The organism is Mesorhizobium sp. YIM 152430, from assembly GCF_029210365.1.
Lineage (GTDB): Bacteria > Pseudomonadota > Alphaproteobacteria > Rhizobiales > Rhizobiaceae > Aliihoeflea.
Window position 1 is genome coordinate 243,068 of sequence record NZ_JARGES010000043.1, and the last position, 17,958, is coordinate 261,025.

Annotated in this window: 14 protein-coding genes; 5 read left to right on the plus strand and 9 right to left on the minus strand. The window is 65.7% G+C overall.

Translation table 11 applies throughout. The annotated features are described in order from the left end of the window. The first annotated feature begins 2 nt into the window (after positions 1–2). The 4 genes from tsaE to addA are packed head-to-tail and all read left to right on the plus strand — an operon-like array spanning position 3 to position 8,849. Positions 3–1,493 (plus strand): tRNA (adenosine(37)-N6)-threonylcarbamoyltransferase complex ATPase subunit type 1 TsaE, encoded by a 1,491-nt coding sequence (tsaE, locus tag PZ895_RS13460; RefSeq protein ID WP_275839500.1) that lies wholly within the window; start codon positions 3–5, stop codon positions 1,491–1,493. Next, a complete protein-coding gene (locus PZ895_RS13465) occupies positions 1,490–2,218 on the plus strand; it encodes a nucleotidyltransferase family protein (protein ID WP_275839501.1) in 729 nt (242 codons plus the stop codon). The genes tsaE and PZ895_RS13465 overlap by 4 nt, the downstream gene beginning before the upstream one ends. Next, a complete protein-coding gene (gene addB, locus PZ895_RS13470; RefSeq protein ID WP_275839502.1) occupies positions 2,215–5,331 on the plus strand; it encodes a double-strand break repair protein AddB in 3,117 nt (1,038 codons plus the stop codon). The genes PZ895_RS13465 and addB overlap by 4 nt, the downstream gene beginning before the upstream one ends. After that, on the plus strand, positions 5,328–8,849 hold the full coding sequence (gene addA, locus PZ895_RS13475) for a double-strand break repair helicase AddA (RefSeq protein WP_275839503.1): 3,522 nt from the start codon (positions 5,328–5,330) through the stop codon (positions 8,847–8,849). The genes addB and addA overlap by 4 nt, the downstream gene beginning before the upstream one ends. Here the strand turns inward: addA and PZ895_RS13480 are convergent. The 4 genes from PZ895_RS13480 to PZ895_RS13495 are packed head-to-tail and all read right to left on the minus strand — an operon-like array spanning position 8,846 to position 12,743. Further along, complete coding sequence (locus tag PZ895_RS13480; RefSeq protein WP_275839504.1) at positions 8,846–9,664, minus strand: RibD family protein; 819 nt, start codon at positions 9,662–9,664, stop codon at positions 8,846–8,848. The genes addA and PZ895_RS13480 overlap by 4 nt on opposite strands. Continuing rightward, positions 9,651–11,279 (minus strand): sulfatase-like hydrolase/transferase, encoded by a 1,629-nt coding sequence (locus PZ895_RS13485; protein WP_275839505.1) that lies wholly within the window; start codon positions 11,277–11,279, stop codon positions 9,651–9,653. Before PZ895_RS13485 ends, PZ895_RS13480 begins: the two co-directional genes overlap by 14 nt. Beyond that, positions 11,257–12,000 carry an FkbM family methyltransferase gene (locus PZ895_RS13490; protein WP_275839506.1) on the minus strand — a complete coding sequence of 248 codons (744 nt, stop codon included), beginning with the start codon at positions 11,998–12,000 and terminating at the stop codon, positions 11,257–11,259. The genes PZ895_RS13485 and PZ895_RS13490 overlap by 23 nt, the downstream gene beginning before the upstream one ends. Then, positions 11,997–12,743 (minus strand): CDP-alcohol phosphatidyltransferase family protein, encoded by a 747-nt coding sequence (locus tag PZ895_RS13495; protein WP_275839507.1) that lies wholly within the window; start codon positions 12,741–12,743, stop codon positions 11,997–11,999. Before PZ895_RS13495 ends, PZ895_RS13490 begins: the two co-directional genes overlap by 4 nt. Positions 12,744–12,870: 127 nt before the next feature. Here PZ895_RS13495 and PZ895_RS13500 point away from each other — a divergent pair, with 127 nt between their 5' ends. After that, positions 12,871–13,416 carry a cytochrome b gene (locus PZ895_RS13500; protein ID WP_275839508.1) on the plus strand — a complete coding sequence of 182 codons (546 nt, stop codon included), beginning with the start codon at positions 12,871–12,873 and terminating at the stop codon, positions 13,414–13,416. Here the strand turns inward: PZ895_RS13500 and PZ895_RS13505 are convergent. Genes PZ895_RS13505 through PZ895_RS13525 form a run of 5 tightly spaced genes read right to left on the minus strand, consistent with a single transcriptional unit; the run spans position 13,388 to position 17,846 of the window. After that, positions 13,388–14,614, minus strand: coding sequence for an FAD-dependent oxidoreductase (locus PZ895_RS13505; RefSeq protein WP_275839509.1), 1,227 nt, complete (start codon positions 14,612–14,614; stop codon positions 13,388–13,390). The genes PZ895_RS13500 and PZ895_RS13505 overlap by 29 nt on opposite strands. A gap of 33 nt (positions 14,615–14,647) precedes the next feature. Further along, positions 14,648–15,451 carry a class I SAM-dependent methyltransferase gene (locus PZ895_RS13510; protein ID WP_275839510.1) on the minus strand — a complete coding sequence of 268 codons (804 nt, stop codon included), beginning with the start codon at positions 15,449–15,451 and terminating at the stop codon, positions 14,648–14,650. Beyond that, positions 15,448–16,491, minus strand: coding sequence for a glycosyltransferase family 4 protein (locus PZ895_RS13515; protein ID WP_275839511.1), 1,044 nt, complete (start codon positions 16,489–16,491; stop codon positions 15,448–15,450). Before PZ895_RS13515 ends, PZ895_RS13510 begins: the two co-directional genes overlap by 4 nt. Further along, on the minus strand, positions 16,488–16,883 hold the full coding sequence (locus PZ895_RS13520) for a 6-carboxytetrahydropterin synthase (RefSeq protein ID WP_275839512.1): 396 nt from the start codon (positions 16,881–16,883) through the stop codon (positions 16,488–16,490). Before PZ895_RS13520 ends, PZ895_RS13515 begins: the two co-directional genes overlap by 4 nt. Further along, positions 16,884–17,846: a zinc-binding alcohol dehydrogenase gene (locus tag PZ895_RS13525; protein ID WP_275839513.1), complete on the minus strand. Its 963-nt coding sequence runs from the start codon at positions 17,844–17,846 to the stop codon at positions 16,884–16,886. It abuts the gene before it with no gap. Positions 17,847–17,958 lie beyond the last annotated feature (112 nt).

Here is a 17,958-nt window from a genome sequence, read left to right on the forward strand (position 1 = left end):
CGATGATCGATCGCCTGCTTGCAGACGAGGCCGACACGCGCGAGGCTGGCAACGACATTGCCGCAGCGCTGAAAAAGGGCGACGCGCTTGCGCTTCATGGGGATCTCGGCGCGGGGAAGACGACGTTGGCGCGGGCGATCATCCGCTCGCTCGCGGGCGATGCCGGTCTCGAAGTGCCGAGCCCGACCTTCACACTCGTCCAGACCTATCCCGGCCGGTTGCCGGTGGCGCATTTCGATCTCTACCGGATCGGCGACGCCGAAGAGATGCGCGAACTGGGGCTCGACGAGGCGCTGGCCGAGGGCGCGGCTCTTGTCGAATGGCCGGACCGGGCCGGCCTTTACCTTCCCGAAACAACGATTCACGTGAAACTTCTGGAGGAAGGCTCGGGCCGGAGAATGACGATGGACGGCCCGGAAGCGGTGATTGCACGGTTCCAACGCGCCTTCGACATCCGTCGATTTCTGGATGTTTCGGGACGTATGCGCGCCACGCGCGGCTATCTCGCAGGGGATGCGTCGGCGCGCAGCTACGAGACGATCGATTGCGCAGGCGGGCGTGAACTGCTGATGAACGCGCCGCGCCAGCCGGACGGACCGCCGATCCGCGACGGCAAGCCTTATAGCCAGATCGCCCATCTGGCCGAATCCGTTCTGCCCTTCGTGGCGGTCGACCGTGCGCTGCGCGCCAACGGATTCTGTGCGCCGGAAATCCGGGCTGCCGACCTCGATGCCGGGCTGCTGCTGATCGAGGATCTGGGCCGGGACGTCGTGCTGGCCGCGGACGGATCGCCGATCGCCGCGCGCTACCTGGCATCGGCCGAGATGCTGGCCGAAATGCATGGCCGGAAATGGTCGACCGACATCGCAATGGCAGACCGCTCGATCTATCATGTGCCGGCTTATGATCGTGAAGCGATGGCGATCGAGACCGAGTTGCTGATCGACTGGTATCTGCCTTTCGCGGCGGGACGGCCGGCAAGCGACACGGAGCGGCAGGCATTTCAGGCGGCCTGGCAGGCGCTTTTCGACCGGCTGGAGACGACGGAAAAAAGCCTCGTTCTGCGTGACTTCCATTCACCCAACATCATCTGGCGCGACGGTGAGACGGGAAGAGACCGCGTCGGCATCATCGATTTTCAGGACGCCCTGAGCGGGCCTTCGGCCTATGACGTAGCGTCGCTTTCGATGGATGCGCGCGTGACGATTTCCGAAGCGCTGGAAACCGACATTCGTAAAGCCTATGTCGAGGCGCGGGGAATGGGTTTCGACCGCACCGCATTTGACGAGGCCTATGCCATCATGGCTGCACAGCGCAATTCCAAGATCATCGGCATCTTCGTGCGGCTCGATATGCGTGACGGCAAGCCGCAATATCTCAAACACCTGCCGCGCATTCGCGATTATCTGGAGCGCGCGACGCGGCACGAGGCGATGGCCAATCTGCGAAGCCTTTACCGCTCGATGCGAGTTCTGCCGGAAGGAGAGAGATGAAGACGGCCGGGATGAAGGCGATGGTGCTGGCCGCCGGTCTCGGCACACGGATGCGGCCCATCACCGACACGATTCCCAAGCCGCTGGTCGCGGTCGGCGGGCGAACGCTGCTCGACCGCGCGCTCGATGCGCTCGAAGGGGCGGGGATCGAATCGGCCGTGGTCAACGTCCACCATCTTGGCGATCGGATCATAGCCCATTGCGCGGGGCGCACCCGGCCCGAAATCGTCATTTCCGACGAGCGCGACGGGCTTCTCGATTCAGCCGGGGGGATCGTCAACGCCTTGCCCATGCTGGGTTCGGCGCCTTTCATCCTGCTCAATGCCGACACGTTCTGGATGGATGCCGGGCGATCCAGCCTTGCGATGCTCGCCGACGCGTGGGACCCTTCTCGCATGGACATGCTGCTGATGCTCGTTCCGGTGACGCATACGACCGGCCATGGGACCAAGACGGATTTCCTGATCGACAAGGCGGGGCGCCTGACCCGCGCCAAGGGTGATCCGTCGGGCCTGGTCTATGCCGGCGCCGCGATCCTCGACCCCATCATCTTCGCCGGTGCAAAGACCGAGCCGCATTCGCTCAATCTCTATTTCGACCGTGCCATCGAAAGCGGGCGGCTGTTCGGCCATCTCATGGACGGCCACTGGATCACCGTCGGCACGCCCGAAGCCATTTCGGAAGCCGAGGCAGCCATCAGGACGCATCAGCCGGCGCTCGCATGACGATTTCGCCGAACGTCCTGAACATTCCGGCGGCGGCGCCCTTTCTGACGACCCTGATCGACGCCCTGCTCGACGGCCGGATCGTCGACGGCTTTCGCCATGACGGCGCGCCGCTCGGCATGGCAGACGTGACGATCTACGTGCCGACGCGGCGCGCGGCGCGCGAATTGCGCTCGAGTTTCGTCGATAAGCTGGGTGGCCGCTCGGCGATCCTGCCGGTGATCCGTCCGTTGGGAGAATTCGAGGACGACGGCTGGTTGTCCGCCGACGGCGCGCTGTTCGACCTGCCACCGCCGATCGAGCCCCTGGAGCGCATCGTTCGTCTGGCCCCGCTGGTGCAAGCCTGGAAACGTCGGCTGCCGGCTCATCTGGCGGCGCTTTATGGTGAGGAGCTTGCCATTCCAGCGTCGCTGGCCGACGCGGTGTGGCTGGCCCGCGATCTCTCTGCGCTGATCGACGAGATCGAGACGGAGGGCGGCGACTGGACGCGCCTGTCCGAACTCGTTCCGGCCGATCTGGCTGGTTGGTGGCAGATAACGCTCGAATTTTTACAGATCGTCACGAAAGCCTGGCCCGATCATCTTGCTGCCGTCGACCGGTCGAATCCGGCTGCCTATCGTGATGCGCAGATTCGCGCCGAAGCGAGGCGGCTGGCGACGCGCTCTACGCGTGGCCCGGTCATCGCCGCCGGGTCGACGGGCTCTATTCCCGCGACCGCGGAACTCCTACAAGCGATCAGCCGGCTCCCGCAGGGAGCGGTCGTGCTGCCGGGACTTGACCGCACGATCGACGTGAAGAGTTGGGAGGCGATTGGACGTGAAGACGCGCCGCCCTCGATTCACGGCCACCCGCAGACGGGACTGAAGAAGTTGCTTCAGTGGCTGGGCGTGGATCGTCGCGAAGTTGTGGACATAGGAACGGTCGCACCCGATCTCGCCGCGCGCATCGATCTTGTCGGGCAGGCGCTGCGTCCGGCTGAAACGACCGAGGCGTGGGCGCATGAACGCGACGTTCTGGACGCCGCGCTCGCTGCCGGTGCGCTGGAAGGCGTGACGCTGATCGAGGCGGCGAACGAGCGCGAGGAAGCGTTGGCGATCGCCGTGTCGCTGCGGCTTGCAATCGACACGCCGGACCATTCGGCGGCGCTGGTGACGACGGACCGCGAACTGGCGCGCCGCGTCGCCGGTGAATTGCGGCGCTTCGGCATCGTTGCCGACGATTCGGCGGGTACCTTGTTGTCGGCGTCGCCGCCAGCTGTCCTGATGCATCTCGCCGTGGAAGCGGCGTTGAGGCCGGGCGATCCGGTGGCGCTCTTGTCCCTACTCAAGCACCCGCTGCTCCATCTCGGCTTTCCGCGAAGTCTCGTACGCCGCGCGGCCGAAACCATCGACCTCGTGGCGCTGCGCGGCGGCACCGGTCGTCCTGATATCGCGAAGACGGGCGAGGATTTTGCGGCGCGCCTTGCCGCGCACGATTTGGCAATGCGGCGCGCCTTCTGGCTCGACCGCCTAGGCGCGGAGCGGCGCGCTGAAGCGGCTGAAATCGCGGTGCGCATTGCAGCCGCAGTCAAGCCTTTGGCAGAATTGCGAGAAGCTGACGAAATCGATCTGGCGCAGGCGCTTCGCGCGACGGTCGAAACGCTGGAGGCACTCGGGCGCGACGAGACGGGACGACTGGCTCCGATATATGGCGGCGAGGCGGGCAGCCGGCTGGCGGAATTCCTGCGTGGCCTTGCCGGTCTCGACGGTGCGCTGAGCTTCGCGCCCGGCGAATGGCCGGAGATTCTCACTGCCTTGGTTGCGGGCGAGACGGTGAAGCCGACGCCGGCCGGCGATCCGCGCGTTTCGATCTGGGGACCGCTCGAGGCGCGGCTTCAATGCGTCGACACGATGATCATCGGCGGGCTCAATGAGGGAAGCTGGCCGCGCAAGGCCGAGCCCGATCGGTTCATGTCGCGCATGATGAAGTCGGGGCTCGATCTCGAGCCGCCGGAGCGGCGGATCGGTCAGTCCGCGCATGATTTCACCATGGCGATGGCGAATCGCGAAGTGGTCCTGACGCGCTCGGCCCGAGCCGGCGAGGCGCCCGCCGTCGCTTCGCGCTGGCTGCAACGCCTCGTTACCTGCGCCGGGCCGGCGGGTGCGGCCCGGATGCGCAAGCGGGGGACGGAGCGGCTTGCCTGGGCGCGGCAACTGGACGAACGCGAGGAAGTCCCCTTCGCCAGACGGCCGGAGCCCAAACCGCCGGTCGACTGGCGGCCGAAACGCTTCTCCGTCACCGAGATCGAAACCCTGCGGCGCGACCCCTACGCGATCTATGCGCGCGAAATCCTCCGGCTCCACCCCGTCGAGCCATTGCTGCGCGATCCGGGCGCGGCCGAGCGCGGCACGCTCTTCCACGACATATTGCATGGCTTTTCGGTCGCCGCGATCGATCCGTTCTCACCCGATGCGACGGGTGAGTTGCTGCGAATCGGCCGCGAGGAATTCGACAAGGCGACGCTGCCTGCGGATGTGGACGCCGTCTGGTGGCCGCGCTTTCGGAAGATGGCAAGCCGCTTCGTCGACTGGGAGCGCTCGCGGCTGGGCGTCACGCGCCGGTTTGCCGAGGCCCGCGCGACACCGACGGAAATCGGCCTGACCGGCGTGACGTTGCGAGGCTTCGCCGACCGCATCGACCTGCGGGCCGCCGGCATGGCGGACATCATCGATTTCAAGACGGGATCGAACCCATCGAAGGCGCAAGCGCACACGTTGCTCGCCCCGCAGCTCGCGCTTGAAGCGGCACTGCTGACGCGAGGAGCTTTCGGCGATATCGGCGCGGCGATGCCGGCCGAACTGGCCTATGTCCGCCTGAAGCCCAATGGCAAGGTCGATCACGACCCGATTCACGAGTTGAAGGGCGTAAACAAGTCCATCAAGTCCGGACCGGAACTGGCGCAGGAAGCGTGGGAGCGGCTCGAGAAGCTTGTCGCGCACTATCAGCGGCTGGAAGCCGGCTATCGTTCGCGCGCGCTGCCCTTTAGGGAGGGTGACGTCAGCGGCAATTACGACCACCTCGCCCGCGTTCTCGAATGGTCCGCCGGCGGCGACGAGGGAGCAAGCGAGGAATGAAATTCCCCTTCGTCGTCCCCGAAACGACCATCAGCGACCAGGCCCGCGCATCCGATCCGAAAAACTCGGCCTGGGTCTCCGCAAATGCCGGGTCGGGCAAGACGCATGTTCTGTCGCAGCGCGTGATCCGGCTCCTGCTCGAAGGCACCGACCCGTCACGCATTCTTTGCCTGACCTATACGCGGGCGGCGGCGGCGAACATGTCGAACCGCGTCTTCGAGATACTGGGTTCCTGGACGGCACTCGACGACGGGGCGCTGGCAGGGAAAATCAGGGAACTCGACCGGCGCGAGCCGACGCGCGAGCGACTGGTCCGGGCCCGGCGGCTCTTCGCCGAGGCGCTCGAGACGCCTGGCGGACTCAAGATCCAGACCATTCACGCCTTCTGCGAGGCGATCCTGCACCAGTTTCCGCTGGAAGCGAATGTGGCCGGGCATTTTGAACTGCTCGACAACCAGATGGAAGCCGCTCTTGTCGCCGAAGCGCGCCGCTTGATGATCGCCGGCGCGTCCGGCGGCAACGAGCCGGAACTGGCGGAGGCCTTTGCCGACATCCTCGACATCGGCGGTGAAGCGGGGCTCGAAGGACTTTTGGGCGCCATCGTCCGCCGCCGCGAGGACCTGCGGTCCTTCGTCGATCAGGTCGGCCCGGCGCCGGAAAACCATGCGCCTCTTTTCGCCGCCTTCGGTTTCGCGGGGGGCGAGACGGCCGACGACATCCTGGCAGATGTCTGGCCGGACGGGTATTTCGGCCGGCCAATGGCCGCGCGCTTCTCAGAGCGTGCATTTGCCGCCGGCAAGGTCAAGGCGCAGCAATTCGCCGACGATCTCTTCGCGGCCTGTGATGCCGGCGATGCGGAAGCCTGTCTTCAAGCCCTGCGCAAGACCTTTCTGACGAAGAAGGGGCAGGTTTACGAGCCGCGCTCCACGAAGCAAATTCTCGCCAAGGGCGTGGCCGAGCATTTTGATGGTTTCGACGACGAGTTCGCGCGCATGGCGGCTGCGGTGCAGGCGGCGCTCGACCGGGCCGCATTGCTGGCGATGCTCAAGGCGTCGCGATCCGCGCTGATCGTCGCCGACTGGCTGATCGCGCGCTACGAGCGGCTGAAGAGCGCGCGCGGCTTTCTCGACTTCAACGACCTGATCCGGCGCACGGCGTCGCTGCTTGCGCGGCAGGGTGCCGGCGCCTGGGTCCACTACAAGCTCGACAAGGGAATCGACCACATCCTGCTCGACGAGGCGCAGGATACGAGTCCCGAGCAGTGGCGCGTCGTCAAGCGGCTCGCCGACGAGTTCTTTGCCGGCCAGGGTGCGCGAGACATCGAACGCACCGTTTTTGCGGTCGGCGACGAGAAGCAGTCGATCTATTCCTTCCAGGGCGCCGAGCCGGAGGCGTTCGCGGTTGCAGGACATGAATTCGCGAGACATGTCGAGGCGGCCGAGCGCAGCTTCGAGCGGGTGCGGCTCAGCCATTCCTTTCGCTCGACGCAGGACGTGCTGTCGGCAGTCGATCTTGTCTTCGCGCGGCCCGAAACGCGCAAAGGTCTGACGCGCGACATCGAGGACATCCGGCACAGTGCGATCCGCACCGATGCGCCGGGACAGGTCGAGGTTTGGCCGTCGCTAGCCCCGCAGGACGTCGAGGCGCCGGACGACTGGACGCAGGCGATCGACCATACTTCGGCACCGGCCGCCAGGCTTGCCGAACTGATCGCCAGGAGGGTAGCGGGCTGGCTGGCGAAGGGCGAACCGATCCCCGGTCGCAACCGGCGCATGATGGCGGGCGACGTGATGGTTCTGGTGCGCAAGCGCGGCAGTTTCGTCCATGCGCTGTCGCGTGAACTGAAGAACCGCCATGTGCCGGTGGCGGGTGCGGACAGGCTCGTCCTTGCCGATCACATCGCGGTGCAGGATCTGATGGCGATCGGGCGCTTCGCGCTCCAGCCGGACGATGATCTTTCGCTGGCCGCGCTTTTGAAAAGCCCGATATTCGGCGTCTGCGAAGAAAAGCTGATGGAGATCGCCCATCACCGCAGGGGATCGCTTCATGCCGCGATCCGAACAGCCAGCGAAACCGATGTCGAACTGAAGCTCGTCCGCGATCAATTGCAGACCTGGCGCGACGAGGTCGGCTTCATGCCGGCCTTCGAATTCTATGGGCGCGTGCTGGGACGTGATGCCGGCCGCGCACGCATTGTCGCACGGCTCGGACCGGAGGCCGGCGATGTGGTGGACGAGTTCCTGAGCTTTTGCCTTGCCGCCGAGCGCAGCGGCGCGGCCGGGCTCGAGGCGGTGCTGGCCCTGCTCGACGACGGCGGACCGGAGATCAAGCGCGAGATGGACCCGTCGCGGGGCGAGGTGCGGATCATGACCGCGCACGCTTCCAAGGGGCTGGAGGCGCCGGTGGTCTTCCTCGTCGACAGCGGTGCGGCGCCTTTTTCCGACAGCCATCTGCCGACCCTGATTCCCTTCGACCCGCCGCGCGGTCTGTGGCGGGGGCCGGGATTTCTGTGGCGCACCGGCGGCGAGACCAACAATGCGTTCGTGCGGCAGGTGGCGACGATGGTGCGCGAAAAGGCGGAAGAGGAATATCGCCGGCTGCTCTATGTCGGCATGACGCGCGCGGAGGATCGCCTGATCGTCTGCGGATTTCAGGGCAAGCGCGCGCCGGCGGACCTGACCTGGCATAAGATGGTGAGCGAAGCGCTCGGGGCCTCGGCGCATTCGCGCACCGAGCTGCATTCCGTGTCGGGCGACGAGATCATGGTCTATCGCGAAACGCCGCGCCGTCCGGTAGCGCTGGAGACGGATGGAACGGAAGCCCTGACCGGCGTTCCGGCATTGCCGGCCGCCCTGCGTGCGGCGCTGCCGCCGATGCCGATCCTTCCCCGACCACTAGCGCCGTCCGGTGTCGGCGCCGTGATCGAGCCGGCGAGCGAGCCGACAGCGACGCAAGCCTCGCCTATCTTCACGGCGGAGGCCGAACCATCGCGGGCACTCGAACGCGGCTCGGCGATCCATCGCCTGCTGCAATCCCTGCCGGATGTGGCGCAGGCCGAGCGCCAATCGTCGGCCAGACGCTATCTCGACCGGCTCGGCGATGGCTGGAGCGCAGACGAGCGTGAAATGATGTGGCGCCAGATCGAGACGATCCTCGACGATGCGGCCTTTGCCGGCGTCTTCGCTTCGGGGTCGCGCGCGGAAGTCTCGATCATGGGACGTGTGAGGATCGGCGGCGCTGAACGGGCGGTTTCCGGCAAGATCGACCGGCTGGTCGTAACCGATGCCGAAGTCCTGATCGTCGACTACAAGACCAACCGTCCGCCGCCGCGCCGCCTTGTCGATGTACCGCCCGGCTATGTGGCGCAGCTTGCGCTTTATCGTGAGTTGCTGCGGTCGCTCTATCCCGATCACGCAATTCGCGCCGCGCTGCTTTTCACCGAGGCGCCGATTCTGATCGATGTGCCGGAGGATGCGATGGACGCAATTCTTGCATCCCTTGCGGGTGAGGCAGTTTAGAGCCGGAAATCGCAATCGATGATGATGTCGCTCGCCAGCCCGTAAACGCGGGCGCGGGGACGTCTGGCCTGCGCCAGAAGCGAGATCGGACTGGTCGTCAGACCAGGCGGACCGGCTCCGATGATGAGAGGTGCGATCCCCACATGCAGCCGGTCGACCAGATCCGCATCCATGAAATGTCCGATCGTGATGCCGCCGCCCTCGATCATGATGCGCCGGAAACCGCGCTCGATCAGGCCGGCAATGATCGAGACCGCGTCCAGCCCTTCGGCGGACGAGGCGACCTTGAGCGTATCGACGCCGACCGGGCGATCGCGGTCGCCGGCCTGAACGACGAGGCAGCGCTCGCCTTCCAGCATTGCGGCCGAATCCTGAAGACGTCCGCGCGGATCGATGACCACGCGCACCGGATTGTCGCCCCTGACGAGGCGGACGGTCAGTCGCGGGTTGTCTTGGATCGCCGTGTTGGCGCCGACGATGACGCAATCGGCGAGCGCCCGGCAGCGATGCAGATGTTTGAGGCCCTCCATGCCCGACACGTCCGCGGCATCGCCGTCTATGGTCGCGACCCGGCCGTCGAGCGACTGACCGATCTGCGCGAAGACCAGCGGCTGGTCGTTTCGGCCGAGAAGCGGTGCGTAGAGTGCCCAGGCGGCGCGTTCGGCTGGCGTCCAGTCGGAATGCGCGCCGACCGTGCGGTCCTTGCGGGCCGCAAGCAGCCGATCCCAGACGCGATCGGTGACCGTGGCCGTCGCGACCGGCATGTCGGCATCGCCCGCTGCCCCGCTGGTCTCGACGCGCTCATGCTGGTTCATCGCTATCCATTTCCTCCCACATCGGCGTATCGAACGCATCCACGAAACGCTTGCGGAATTCGTCCATCCGCCATACGGGCGCATCGGGTCCGGGCACCGCGCCGCTTTCGAACGACCAACCTTCGATTGAATCCAATGTGGCGCTGTCGCCGATGAAGTGAACGGGGACGTCGCGATTTTGTTCGTTGCCGGAGACGAAGACCGCAGGCTGGTGGTCGCCGAGGACGACGATGAGCGGCGCCGGCCGCCCCTGCCGCTCGACGAAGGAGGCGACGGTCCGCAGCGAATAGTCGATCGACAGGCCAAATTGCGCACGCACGCGGTCGTGGTCGCGCCAGAGCGTCTCCGGGCTGTCGCCGGCCAGTGCCTGCGGGTTGAAGATCGTGCCGTCGCCGATCACGTCCCAGTCCACCAACTCCGGGATCGGCGTCCAGGGTGCGTGCGAAGAAATCAATGCGATCTCGGCGAAGACCGGCTTTCGATCCGGCTCGTCGAGCACCAGCCGCTCGAAGGCCGAAAGCGTGTACTGGTCGGGCATCGTGACCCAGTTGAAGGGCAAACCGCGATAGCCCAGATCGTCCTTCGCCAGAATCCGGTCATAGCCGAAATAGCTTCCCTCCGGCCACGCCATGGTGATGGCGGGCATCACCGCCACGCTATGCCAGCCGGCATCCGACGCAAGCGCCATCAGCGATCGGCGTGAACTGGCGAGCAAGGCGCGGTAGCGGCCCTGGCTGTCGATCCACAGGCCCGAAAGGATGCTGGCATGGGCAAGCCAGCTCTGCCCGCCGACCATGGGCGCGGTCATATAGGCCGAGCGAATCTCGAGGCCGGTCCTTTCGGCCGCCCGTTCCAATTCGCCGAGAGCCGATTTCGTCGATGTCGCATAAAGGGGGTTTTCGAGCGTCGACCTGCCATAGGATTCGATGAAGACAAGGAACACGTCGCGTCCTGCAAGACCCTGCATCAAGGGCCGGCCGGCAGGAACTGCGACGTCGTCCGACCGGGCTTCGACTTCGAGGCTGGCGATCTGGGCCTGAGCCGACCGGGCCGCCGAAACATGCGTCGCGAGAAGCTCGCTCGATGCGGTCGAGGCGCGGTCGGTCAGCACCAGCGCGCCGGCGAAGATGAGCAGGATCGCCACGGTTGGAACCGTGCGCCGTGCCGACAGGCGCGCGAGGACGCCGGTCGCCCACCAGATCGCAGCGACGGCGCCGGCAAGCGCCAGCACCCCGGCGGCGAGATAGAGGCTCGCCGCCAATGCTCCGCTCGTTCCCGTGGCCAACATCCAGCCCGCGTGCAGCAGCGGAAGGTCGTAGGCGAAGTTGAAGGGCCGGTTGAGCGAGGCATGGAGGCCGAGATCGGCGCATTTGACAAGCAGCGCGATGCCGAGCAGAGCTGTGAAAACGCCGCGCAGAGCCGACAGGGCCCGGTGATTGCGCGGAAGTACCGCGAGAAGGCCGGCGATCAGCGCGAGTTCGACCGGGAAACGCGCCATATGAGCGAGATTGGCGTCCTGCGGACGCGACGGCATCGCGAGGATGGCAAAGACGAGCGCGCAGGCGGCTGCGATCACCAGCAGGCGCGGCCGCTCAGACTGTCGCTTTGCGTGCATAGACGTCTCCTGAGCGGCCCTTGTCGATTGCGGCTGCGACATGAGTGCGGATGGCTGCTGCGCCGACCCATCGCGGCGACAGGAACCGCAGTTTTTCGCCGGTCATCAGGTTGAATTCGTAGGTGCCGAGCTTTTCGAGCCGAGCGATGCAGGCTTCAGCAACGTCGGCCATCGCCGGCAGGAATTCGAAGGCGAGTGCCCGAACCGGTCGCGAAAGCCCGGCAAGAACCTGATCCTCGAAACCTTCGACATCGATTTTGATGAAGGCCGGCTCGCCATGCGCGCAGATCAGTGCATCGAGCGTCGTCACCTCGATTTGCGTCGTTTCGTCCCAGACAACGGCATCGAAGCCTGAATCCCCCTTCACGGCGCTGTCGATATCGGCGCGCAGGGAGGAAACGGTCGGATGAAGGCTCGAAACCGACATCGACGAGCGACCGATACGCGGTCCGGCGGCGAGCGGAAGGACCGTGATGTCGGTCGGCAAGGTGCGTTTCAGGAAGCTGTAGAAAAGCGGCTGCGGCTCGAGCGTGACCACCTTCGCGCCGGTGCGGCGAAGCGCACGCGACCGGTTTCCGACATGCCCGCCAATGTCGAAGGCGACGTCTCCCGGTCCGGCGAACTGACGGTAGAACCGCCCTGTCCGGCCAATCCGGTGGGGGCGCGAATAATAGATGAGCAGTGAACGCGCGAGGCCCGCCGCGCTGCGCAGGCCGCTCATGCTTCCACCGGCTGGCGCAGGAGATGGCGGATATCGACGGCGAAGGACCAGGTGAGGAGAGCAAGGGCGGTGGCTGCGATCCAGACCGAATGCGGCGGCTGGATCTGCGGCAGGAGAAGCAGGCCGAGCGCGGCGATCTGCACGACGCAGACGGCCTTGCGGCGCATCGATTCCGGCAACGGCGCCTCCAGCTTCGGCGTCAGTCGGCCGGCGAAGAAGAAGGCGTAGCGCATCGCGCCGATCATGAGCACCCACGCTCCCGCCTTGTCGTGGGCGAAGGCGAGCGCGGACAGGACGAGGACGAAGAGCGCGTCGATTTCGAGATCGAAGCGTGCGCCGAAGGTCGAGGCGAGGCCGGTGCGCCGCGCCAGCCAGCCATCGACGCCGTCGAGCGCCAGGATGACGAAGGCGAGGCCGCCGATTAGTAGAGCCGCATCGCCGCTCGGTGCCGGCGCAAAAAGCGTGGCGGCGATCAAGGCGACCAGTCCGGCGCGCATCAGCGTCACCGCATTGGCCGCACCGAACGCCTTATGCGGATGGCTGGCGGCGATGCGCGTGATGATGCAGGCGGCGACGACGAGATAGAGCACGATGCTGGCCGCTCCCCAGCCCAGGCCGAGCGCATCGAAACCCATGGCGGCGAGCGCGGTGGCAGCGCCGATGCCCTGAACCCAAAGACCGGTTTGGGCCGCAAGACCGTGCGGCGCGCCAATTCCGGCAGTTCGGGTCGATGTGATCGTCATGTCGTGCTCCCGGCCTTCGAATATGGCGCGTGCTTTGCCGGCTGCAAGCCCTCCATTCGCTCTAGACCTTTGACTTTGCTCAACTCTGCGTCATTCTCTTCTCGTCTCACTGGGATGAAATACGACGATGGGCTACGATCGGATGTCACGCATCCTGCACTGGCTGACCGCACTGATCGTTCTGGCGATGATTCCGGTTGGCCTGGTGATGACGAATGTCGACGACCGGGCGATTCAGGATCCGCTTTTCATCTTCCACAAGAATGCCGGCGCGCTGTTGATCGTCCTGATCGCCCTGAGGCTTGCCTGGCGCGCGACCCATCGCGCGCCGCCCCTGCCCGACAGCCTGCCTGCGATCCAGAAATTCGCGGCGCGAGGAACGCATGTCATACTGTATCTGATGCTGATCGTGATGGCGGTGAGCGGCTATGTGCGGGTCAGGGCCGGCGGATTCCCCGTCGAGATGCTGGATGCGATCGGATTGCCCCATTTTGTTCCGCGTGACGATGCTCTAGCCGAGACGGCGAAATCCATCCATGCGCGCGCCAAGTTCGGCATCGGCCTGTTCCTTGTCCTGCATGTTGGCGCAGCCGCCTATCACGGTCTCGTTCGCCGCGATGGCGTCTTTTCGCGTATGTGGCCGCCTACGGCCTCGCCAACGCGAGTTCCTTGAGACGTGGTGCGCCTGCCGCGATGTCGGCGTCGGACGGATCGACGCCGGCGGCAAGCAGCTTTCGCGCGATCATGTGGTCGGCCGCGCGGTTGATCGAATCGACCGCCAGAAGCCGCGGCCCGGAAAAATGCCAGACCGAGAAAGCGTCGTCGTCGGGATTGCCCGAAACGACGAAGCGGTCGGCATCCAAGGAGAGACCGGCCGTCTGGAGCTTGATGTCGCCCTGGTCGGACCAGAACCACGGCACGTCGCGATAGGCGCCGGCCTTGCCGGTGATGGTGCGCGCGGCGTGCTTGGCCTGATCGCTGGCATTCTGCACCGATTCCAGCCGCACGGGACGGCCGGCGTGCCAGTGATGGAAACTCGCCGCGTCTCCGAGCGCGAGGATGCGGTGATCGGCGGTGCGCAACGCTTCGTCGACGACGATGCCGTTGGCGATTTCGAGACCTGCGTCCGCTGCGAGTTCCACATTCGGCACGACGCCGGTGCCGAGGATGACGAGATCGGCCGGAATGCGCGAGCCATCGGCGAGCCGGACGGCCGCGACATGCCCGTTCGATCCTTCCATGCTGGCGACGCCAATATCGACCTTCAGATCGATGCCGGCTGCCCGCGCGCGCGCGTCGGCATAGATCGAGATGGCGGGCGCGACGGAACGCCCGAGAACGCGCGGCGCCATTTCGAGAAGCGTCACCTGCTTGCCGAGGCCGGCCAGCGTGTGCGCGATCTCCATGCCGATGAAGCCGCCACCGACAATGACGACGGACTGCGCGGCTTCGGTCCTTTGCCGGATGCGGCCTGCATCGGCAAAATTGCGCAGCGCAAAGATGCCGTCCAGCGCCACGCCCTCGATTTGCGGCAGGCGCGGGCGCGCGCCGGTCGCAAGGACGATGTGGGAAAAGGGCAGCGACGAGCCGTCGTCGAGCGCCACGGTTCCGGCCTGCCGGTCGATGGATGCGACGCGGCGGCCGAAGACGAGATCGACGTCATTGTCGCGGTAGAAGCTTTCGGGCCGCAGCATCTGCGAGCCGCCATCCGGAGTCTTCAGGAAGGTCTTCGACAATGGCGGCTTGTGATAGGGAAGTTCGGTTTCGTCATTGACGAGCGAGATGCGGCCGGCAAAGCCCTCCTGCCGCAAGCTTGCGGCGGCCTGCGACCCGCCATGGCCGGCGCCGATGATGATGACCCGTTCTTCCACGCGCGCTCCGATCCCTTCTGCCGTTTCCGACTGCTATGTGCGACGGGGCGATGGCATGTGCAAGGCGTCAGGCCGCGGGGCGGGCAGGGCCAGCACGTCAAGATGGCCGACAGTGCAATGCAGTTGTGAGGCGGCCGCAAGGCGGCGCGCGCGCCAGGCATCGGCCGATTCGACGCCAGTTTCCCCCGCAGCCTTGGCGATGCCGGTCACCAGCGCGCGCTGCAATTCGGCATCGGCGGGTCCGAGCCGCCACGGACTTCGCGCCGTCGTCACGTTATAGCCGCGCTTTCGCATCGCATTGGCGAGATATCCGGCGCCGTCAGGGCCCAAAGCAGGGCCGAAGCTCTTTTCGCCGCGTTGGTGTGCATTGAACGCGTCGCGGATCGCGTCGTCGCCCGGATCGGACGGCACCCATTCGAGGATGCCGTCATAGCTGAGTGCGGCGTAGAGCCCGGTTTGCGACGTCACCAGCCGATCCGCGAGTGCGTCGATCCAGGAGGCGCTGGCCAGATCGAACAGGGCCGATGCGGTGACGAGCGTGGCGCTTTCGAACGGGATGTCGGCCGTGCGGGTGAGATCCAGTTCGACCGTCTCGATATCGGGACCGGACCGTCTTGCGGCTTCGGCGAGCAGAACCGGATCGTGGTCGACCAGCCGCCATCGGGCATGGGAACTGCCGATGGCACGCAGGGTCGAGCCGGTTCCCGAACCCAGATCGACGACGACAGGCGCGCTTGCCTGCTCCAGAAAACGGCGGACCTCGGCAAGCACCGACGCATCGCGTGCCGCAATGTCGGCTTTCTCGCGCAGATCGAGCCATTCGGAGGAAAAGCTCATCGGCCGATCTCCGTCAATGCGTGTGCCACGATGACTGCCGTATCCGACCACCTTGGCAGGCGCTCGGCTGCATGGCGCGCGGCTTCGGCGGCTTTGTCGTAGGCGTTCCGGTCGGTCAGGAGCCGTCGCAGAGCGTCCGCGAATGCCTGCGGATCGTCGGCCGGCACGAGTGCGCCGGCATCCGCCGGTACGACTTCCGGCACGGCGCCCACCGCGCAGCCGACGACCGGCAGACCGGCGGCGAGCGCTTCGGCATAGGCCATGCCATAGCCTTCATGGCGCGTTGCCAGGACGAAGATTCCGGCGCGTGCATATTCCGCGTCGAGCTCGTTCAGCGGCCCGGTGAAGGTGATGCGATCCGCAAGCCCGCGTTCCAGGATGCGTGTGTCGAGCCGGGCCTTCCATTCATTATCGCGCGATGGCCCGACGAAGCGAGCACTCCATTCAAGTGCGGCGACTTGCGCTAGGGCGTCGACGAGCACGTCATGGCCCTTGCGCCGAACGATGGAGGCGACGCAGAGAAGAAGGGTCGGGTTTCTTTTTTGTGTAAGTAATGACTTACGATTCGTTCCGGGCGGCGCGACATGCATGAGCGAGGCCGCGACCCCGAAATGCTCGACCAATCGGTGTCCCGTCGTTTCGCTTGTGCAAATGACGGCTGCCGCATGGCACAGTGCTTGACGCTCGTCGACCGCGAAGCGTGCCGCCTTCTCGACCGTAAGGCCGCCTTCGTCGGTAAGAGGGTGATGCACTAGCGCGGCGAGCCGCAATCGTTTCGCAGCCTTTGCCGCCAGATGCGGCAACCGCGCGAAGGCCAGTCCGTCCACCATAACGAGGGCACCGTCGGGCAGGCCGGCGAAGACCTCGTCGGCTGCGCGTCGCGTCTCCCGATCCGTATCCGGGTAGCTGCCGGGCAGCGAGACGATCTCGACGGTCCAGCCGAGGTCGCGCAGTCCATCGGCCAGTTTCCGGTCATACCCATAGCCGCCGGTAGGCGTGCCGATGTCGCCCGGCACGAGAAAATGAAGCTTTCTGATCACAACTCGCCTTCGTACCAGGCGCGCGCGACATGGCTCTCGTGAAGCTGGACGCGGATCTTGACCACCCGTCCATGGTCGCCGAGACCTTTCGTGCGCACCGTTGACGCAAGCTGGTCGTAGATGTGCTTGCACAGGAATTCGGTGGTGGTGATCTTGCCCTTGAAAGCCGCGATCTCATCGAGATTGCCGTAGCGCAGCGGGTCGAGCGCAGCCTTGAGCGCATCGGATGCGAGTCCGATATCGACGGTCAGGCCGTTTGCGTCGATGTCTTGGGTATAGAACGCGGCATCGACGACGAAGGTCGCGCCGTGCATGTTCTGGGCGGGGCCGAACACGGGCGAGGGCAGGCTGTGGGCGATCATGATGTGATCGCGGACTTCGACGGCGAACATTTACTCTCCTTGATAACGGATGCGGTGGCAAAGCGTCGCCGGAGCGGCGAGGATTTTCGCATAGTCACGGTCGACCGTGGCGAACGAGCTCGTCCCGGAGATCAGCGCATCCAGTGCCTCGTCGCTGGCAAGCAGATCGAGCGCCTTGGCAAGACGCCTTCGGAAATTCCAGCGCGGCGCATGGGTGGCGGGGATCGAGCCGACCTGCGAGGAGACGAGTTTCAACCGGCCGGCATGGAAATTGGCGCCCAGCGAGAGGTCGACGGGCTTATCGCCATACCAACTCGCCTCGACGATGCGCGCTTCGCGGCCGGAAGAGTCGAGCGCAGTCTGGAGGCCGGCGGCGCTGGCGCTTGCATGGATTGCGACGTCGCAATCTTTCGGCGTCTGGTCGGGCAGGGCAAAAGCGAGGCCAAGACGTTCGGCGATCATCCGCCGCGCGGCATTCACATCGACCAGCGTGACGTCCGTTCCGGGGATACGGCTGCACAGCCAGGCGGCGAGCGTGCCGACGACGCCCGCACCGATCACCGCGATCCGGTCGCCGGGAGCCGCGCGCGCGTCCCAGACGATGTTGAGCGCCGTTTCCATATTGGCGGCAAGGACTGCGCGGCCGGGTGGCAGGTCGGCCGGCAGCGTCGTCAGAGAGGAATCTGCGACGGCAAAACGATCCTGGTGTGGAAACAGCGAAAACGCGATTTCGCCTGCGCGCGGTCCCGAATCGATGCGACCGACATTGGCGTAGCCATATTTGACGGGAAACGGAAAATCCCCGGCCTGATGCGGGCAGCGCATTCGCTCGCGCTCGGTTTGCGGCACTGCGCCTGCGAAGACGAGCGATTCGGTGCCGCGGCTGATTCCGCTGAAAAGCGTCTCAACCTCGACCAGACCGTTGCCGGCGGGCAACGCTTCCTGCCGCAGCGCACATGTGTCGCGATCGGTAATCCATAGCGCCGTCGGCATTTCGTCCTCGCTCCGAGAGCGAAAAGCTAGATGCTTTCGGACACTTGGCAAGGCCGCAACCCCCACGAAAGGCGAATCGGCCAACAGTTATGCTCTATTGCAATGCAGCAGG

Coding starts and splice junctions, on each gene's coding strand:
- tsaE (WP_275839500.1), top strand. CDS start 3: ATGATCGATCGCCTGCTTGCAGACGAGGCCGACACGCGCGAGGCTGGC.
- PZ895_RS13465 (WP_275839501.1), top strand. CDS start 1,490: ATGAAGACGGCCGGGATGAAGGCGATGGTGCTGGCCGCCGGTCTCGGC.
- addB (WP_275839502.1), top strand. CDS start 2,215: ATGACGATTTCGCCGAACGTCCTGAACATTCCGGCGGCGGCGCCCTTT.
- addA (WP_275839503.1), top strand. CDS start 5,328: ATGAAATTCCCCTTCGTCGTCCCCGAAACGACCATCAGCGACCAGGCC.
- PZ895_RS13480 (WP_275839504.1), bottom strand. CDS start 9,664: ATGAACCAGCATGAGCGCGTCGAGACCAGCGGGGCAGCGGGCGATGCC.
- PZ895_RS13485 (WP_275839505.1), bottom strand. CDS start 11,279: ATGCACGCAAAGCGACAGTCTGAGCGGCCGCGCCTGCTGGTGATCGCA.
- PZ895_RS13490 (WP_275839506.1), bottom strand. CDS start 12,000: ATGAGCGGCCTGCGCAGCGCGGCGGGCCTCGCGCGTTCACTGCTCATC.
- PZ895_RS13495 (WP_275839507.1), bottom strand. CDS start 12,743: ATGACGATCACATCGACCCGAACTGCCGGAATTGGCGCGCCGCACGGT.
- PZ895_RS13500 (WP_275839508.1), top strand. CDS start 12,871: ATGGGCTACGATCGGATGTCACGCATCCTGCACTGGCTGACCGCACTG.
- PZ895_RS13510 (WP_275839510.1), bottom strand. CDS start 15,451: ATGAGCTTTTCCTCCGAATGGCTCGATCTGCGCGAGAAAGCCGACATT.
- PZ895_RS13520 (WP_275839512.1), bottom strand. CDS start 16,883: ATGTTCGCCGTCGAAGTCCGCGATCACATCATGATCGCCCACAGCCTG.
- PZ895_RS13525 (WP_275839513.1), bottom strand. CDS start 17,846: ATGCCGACGGCGCTATGGATTACCGATCGCGACACATGTGCGCTGCGG.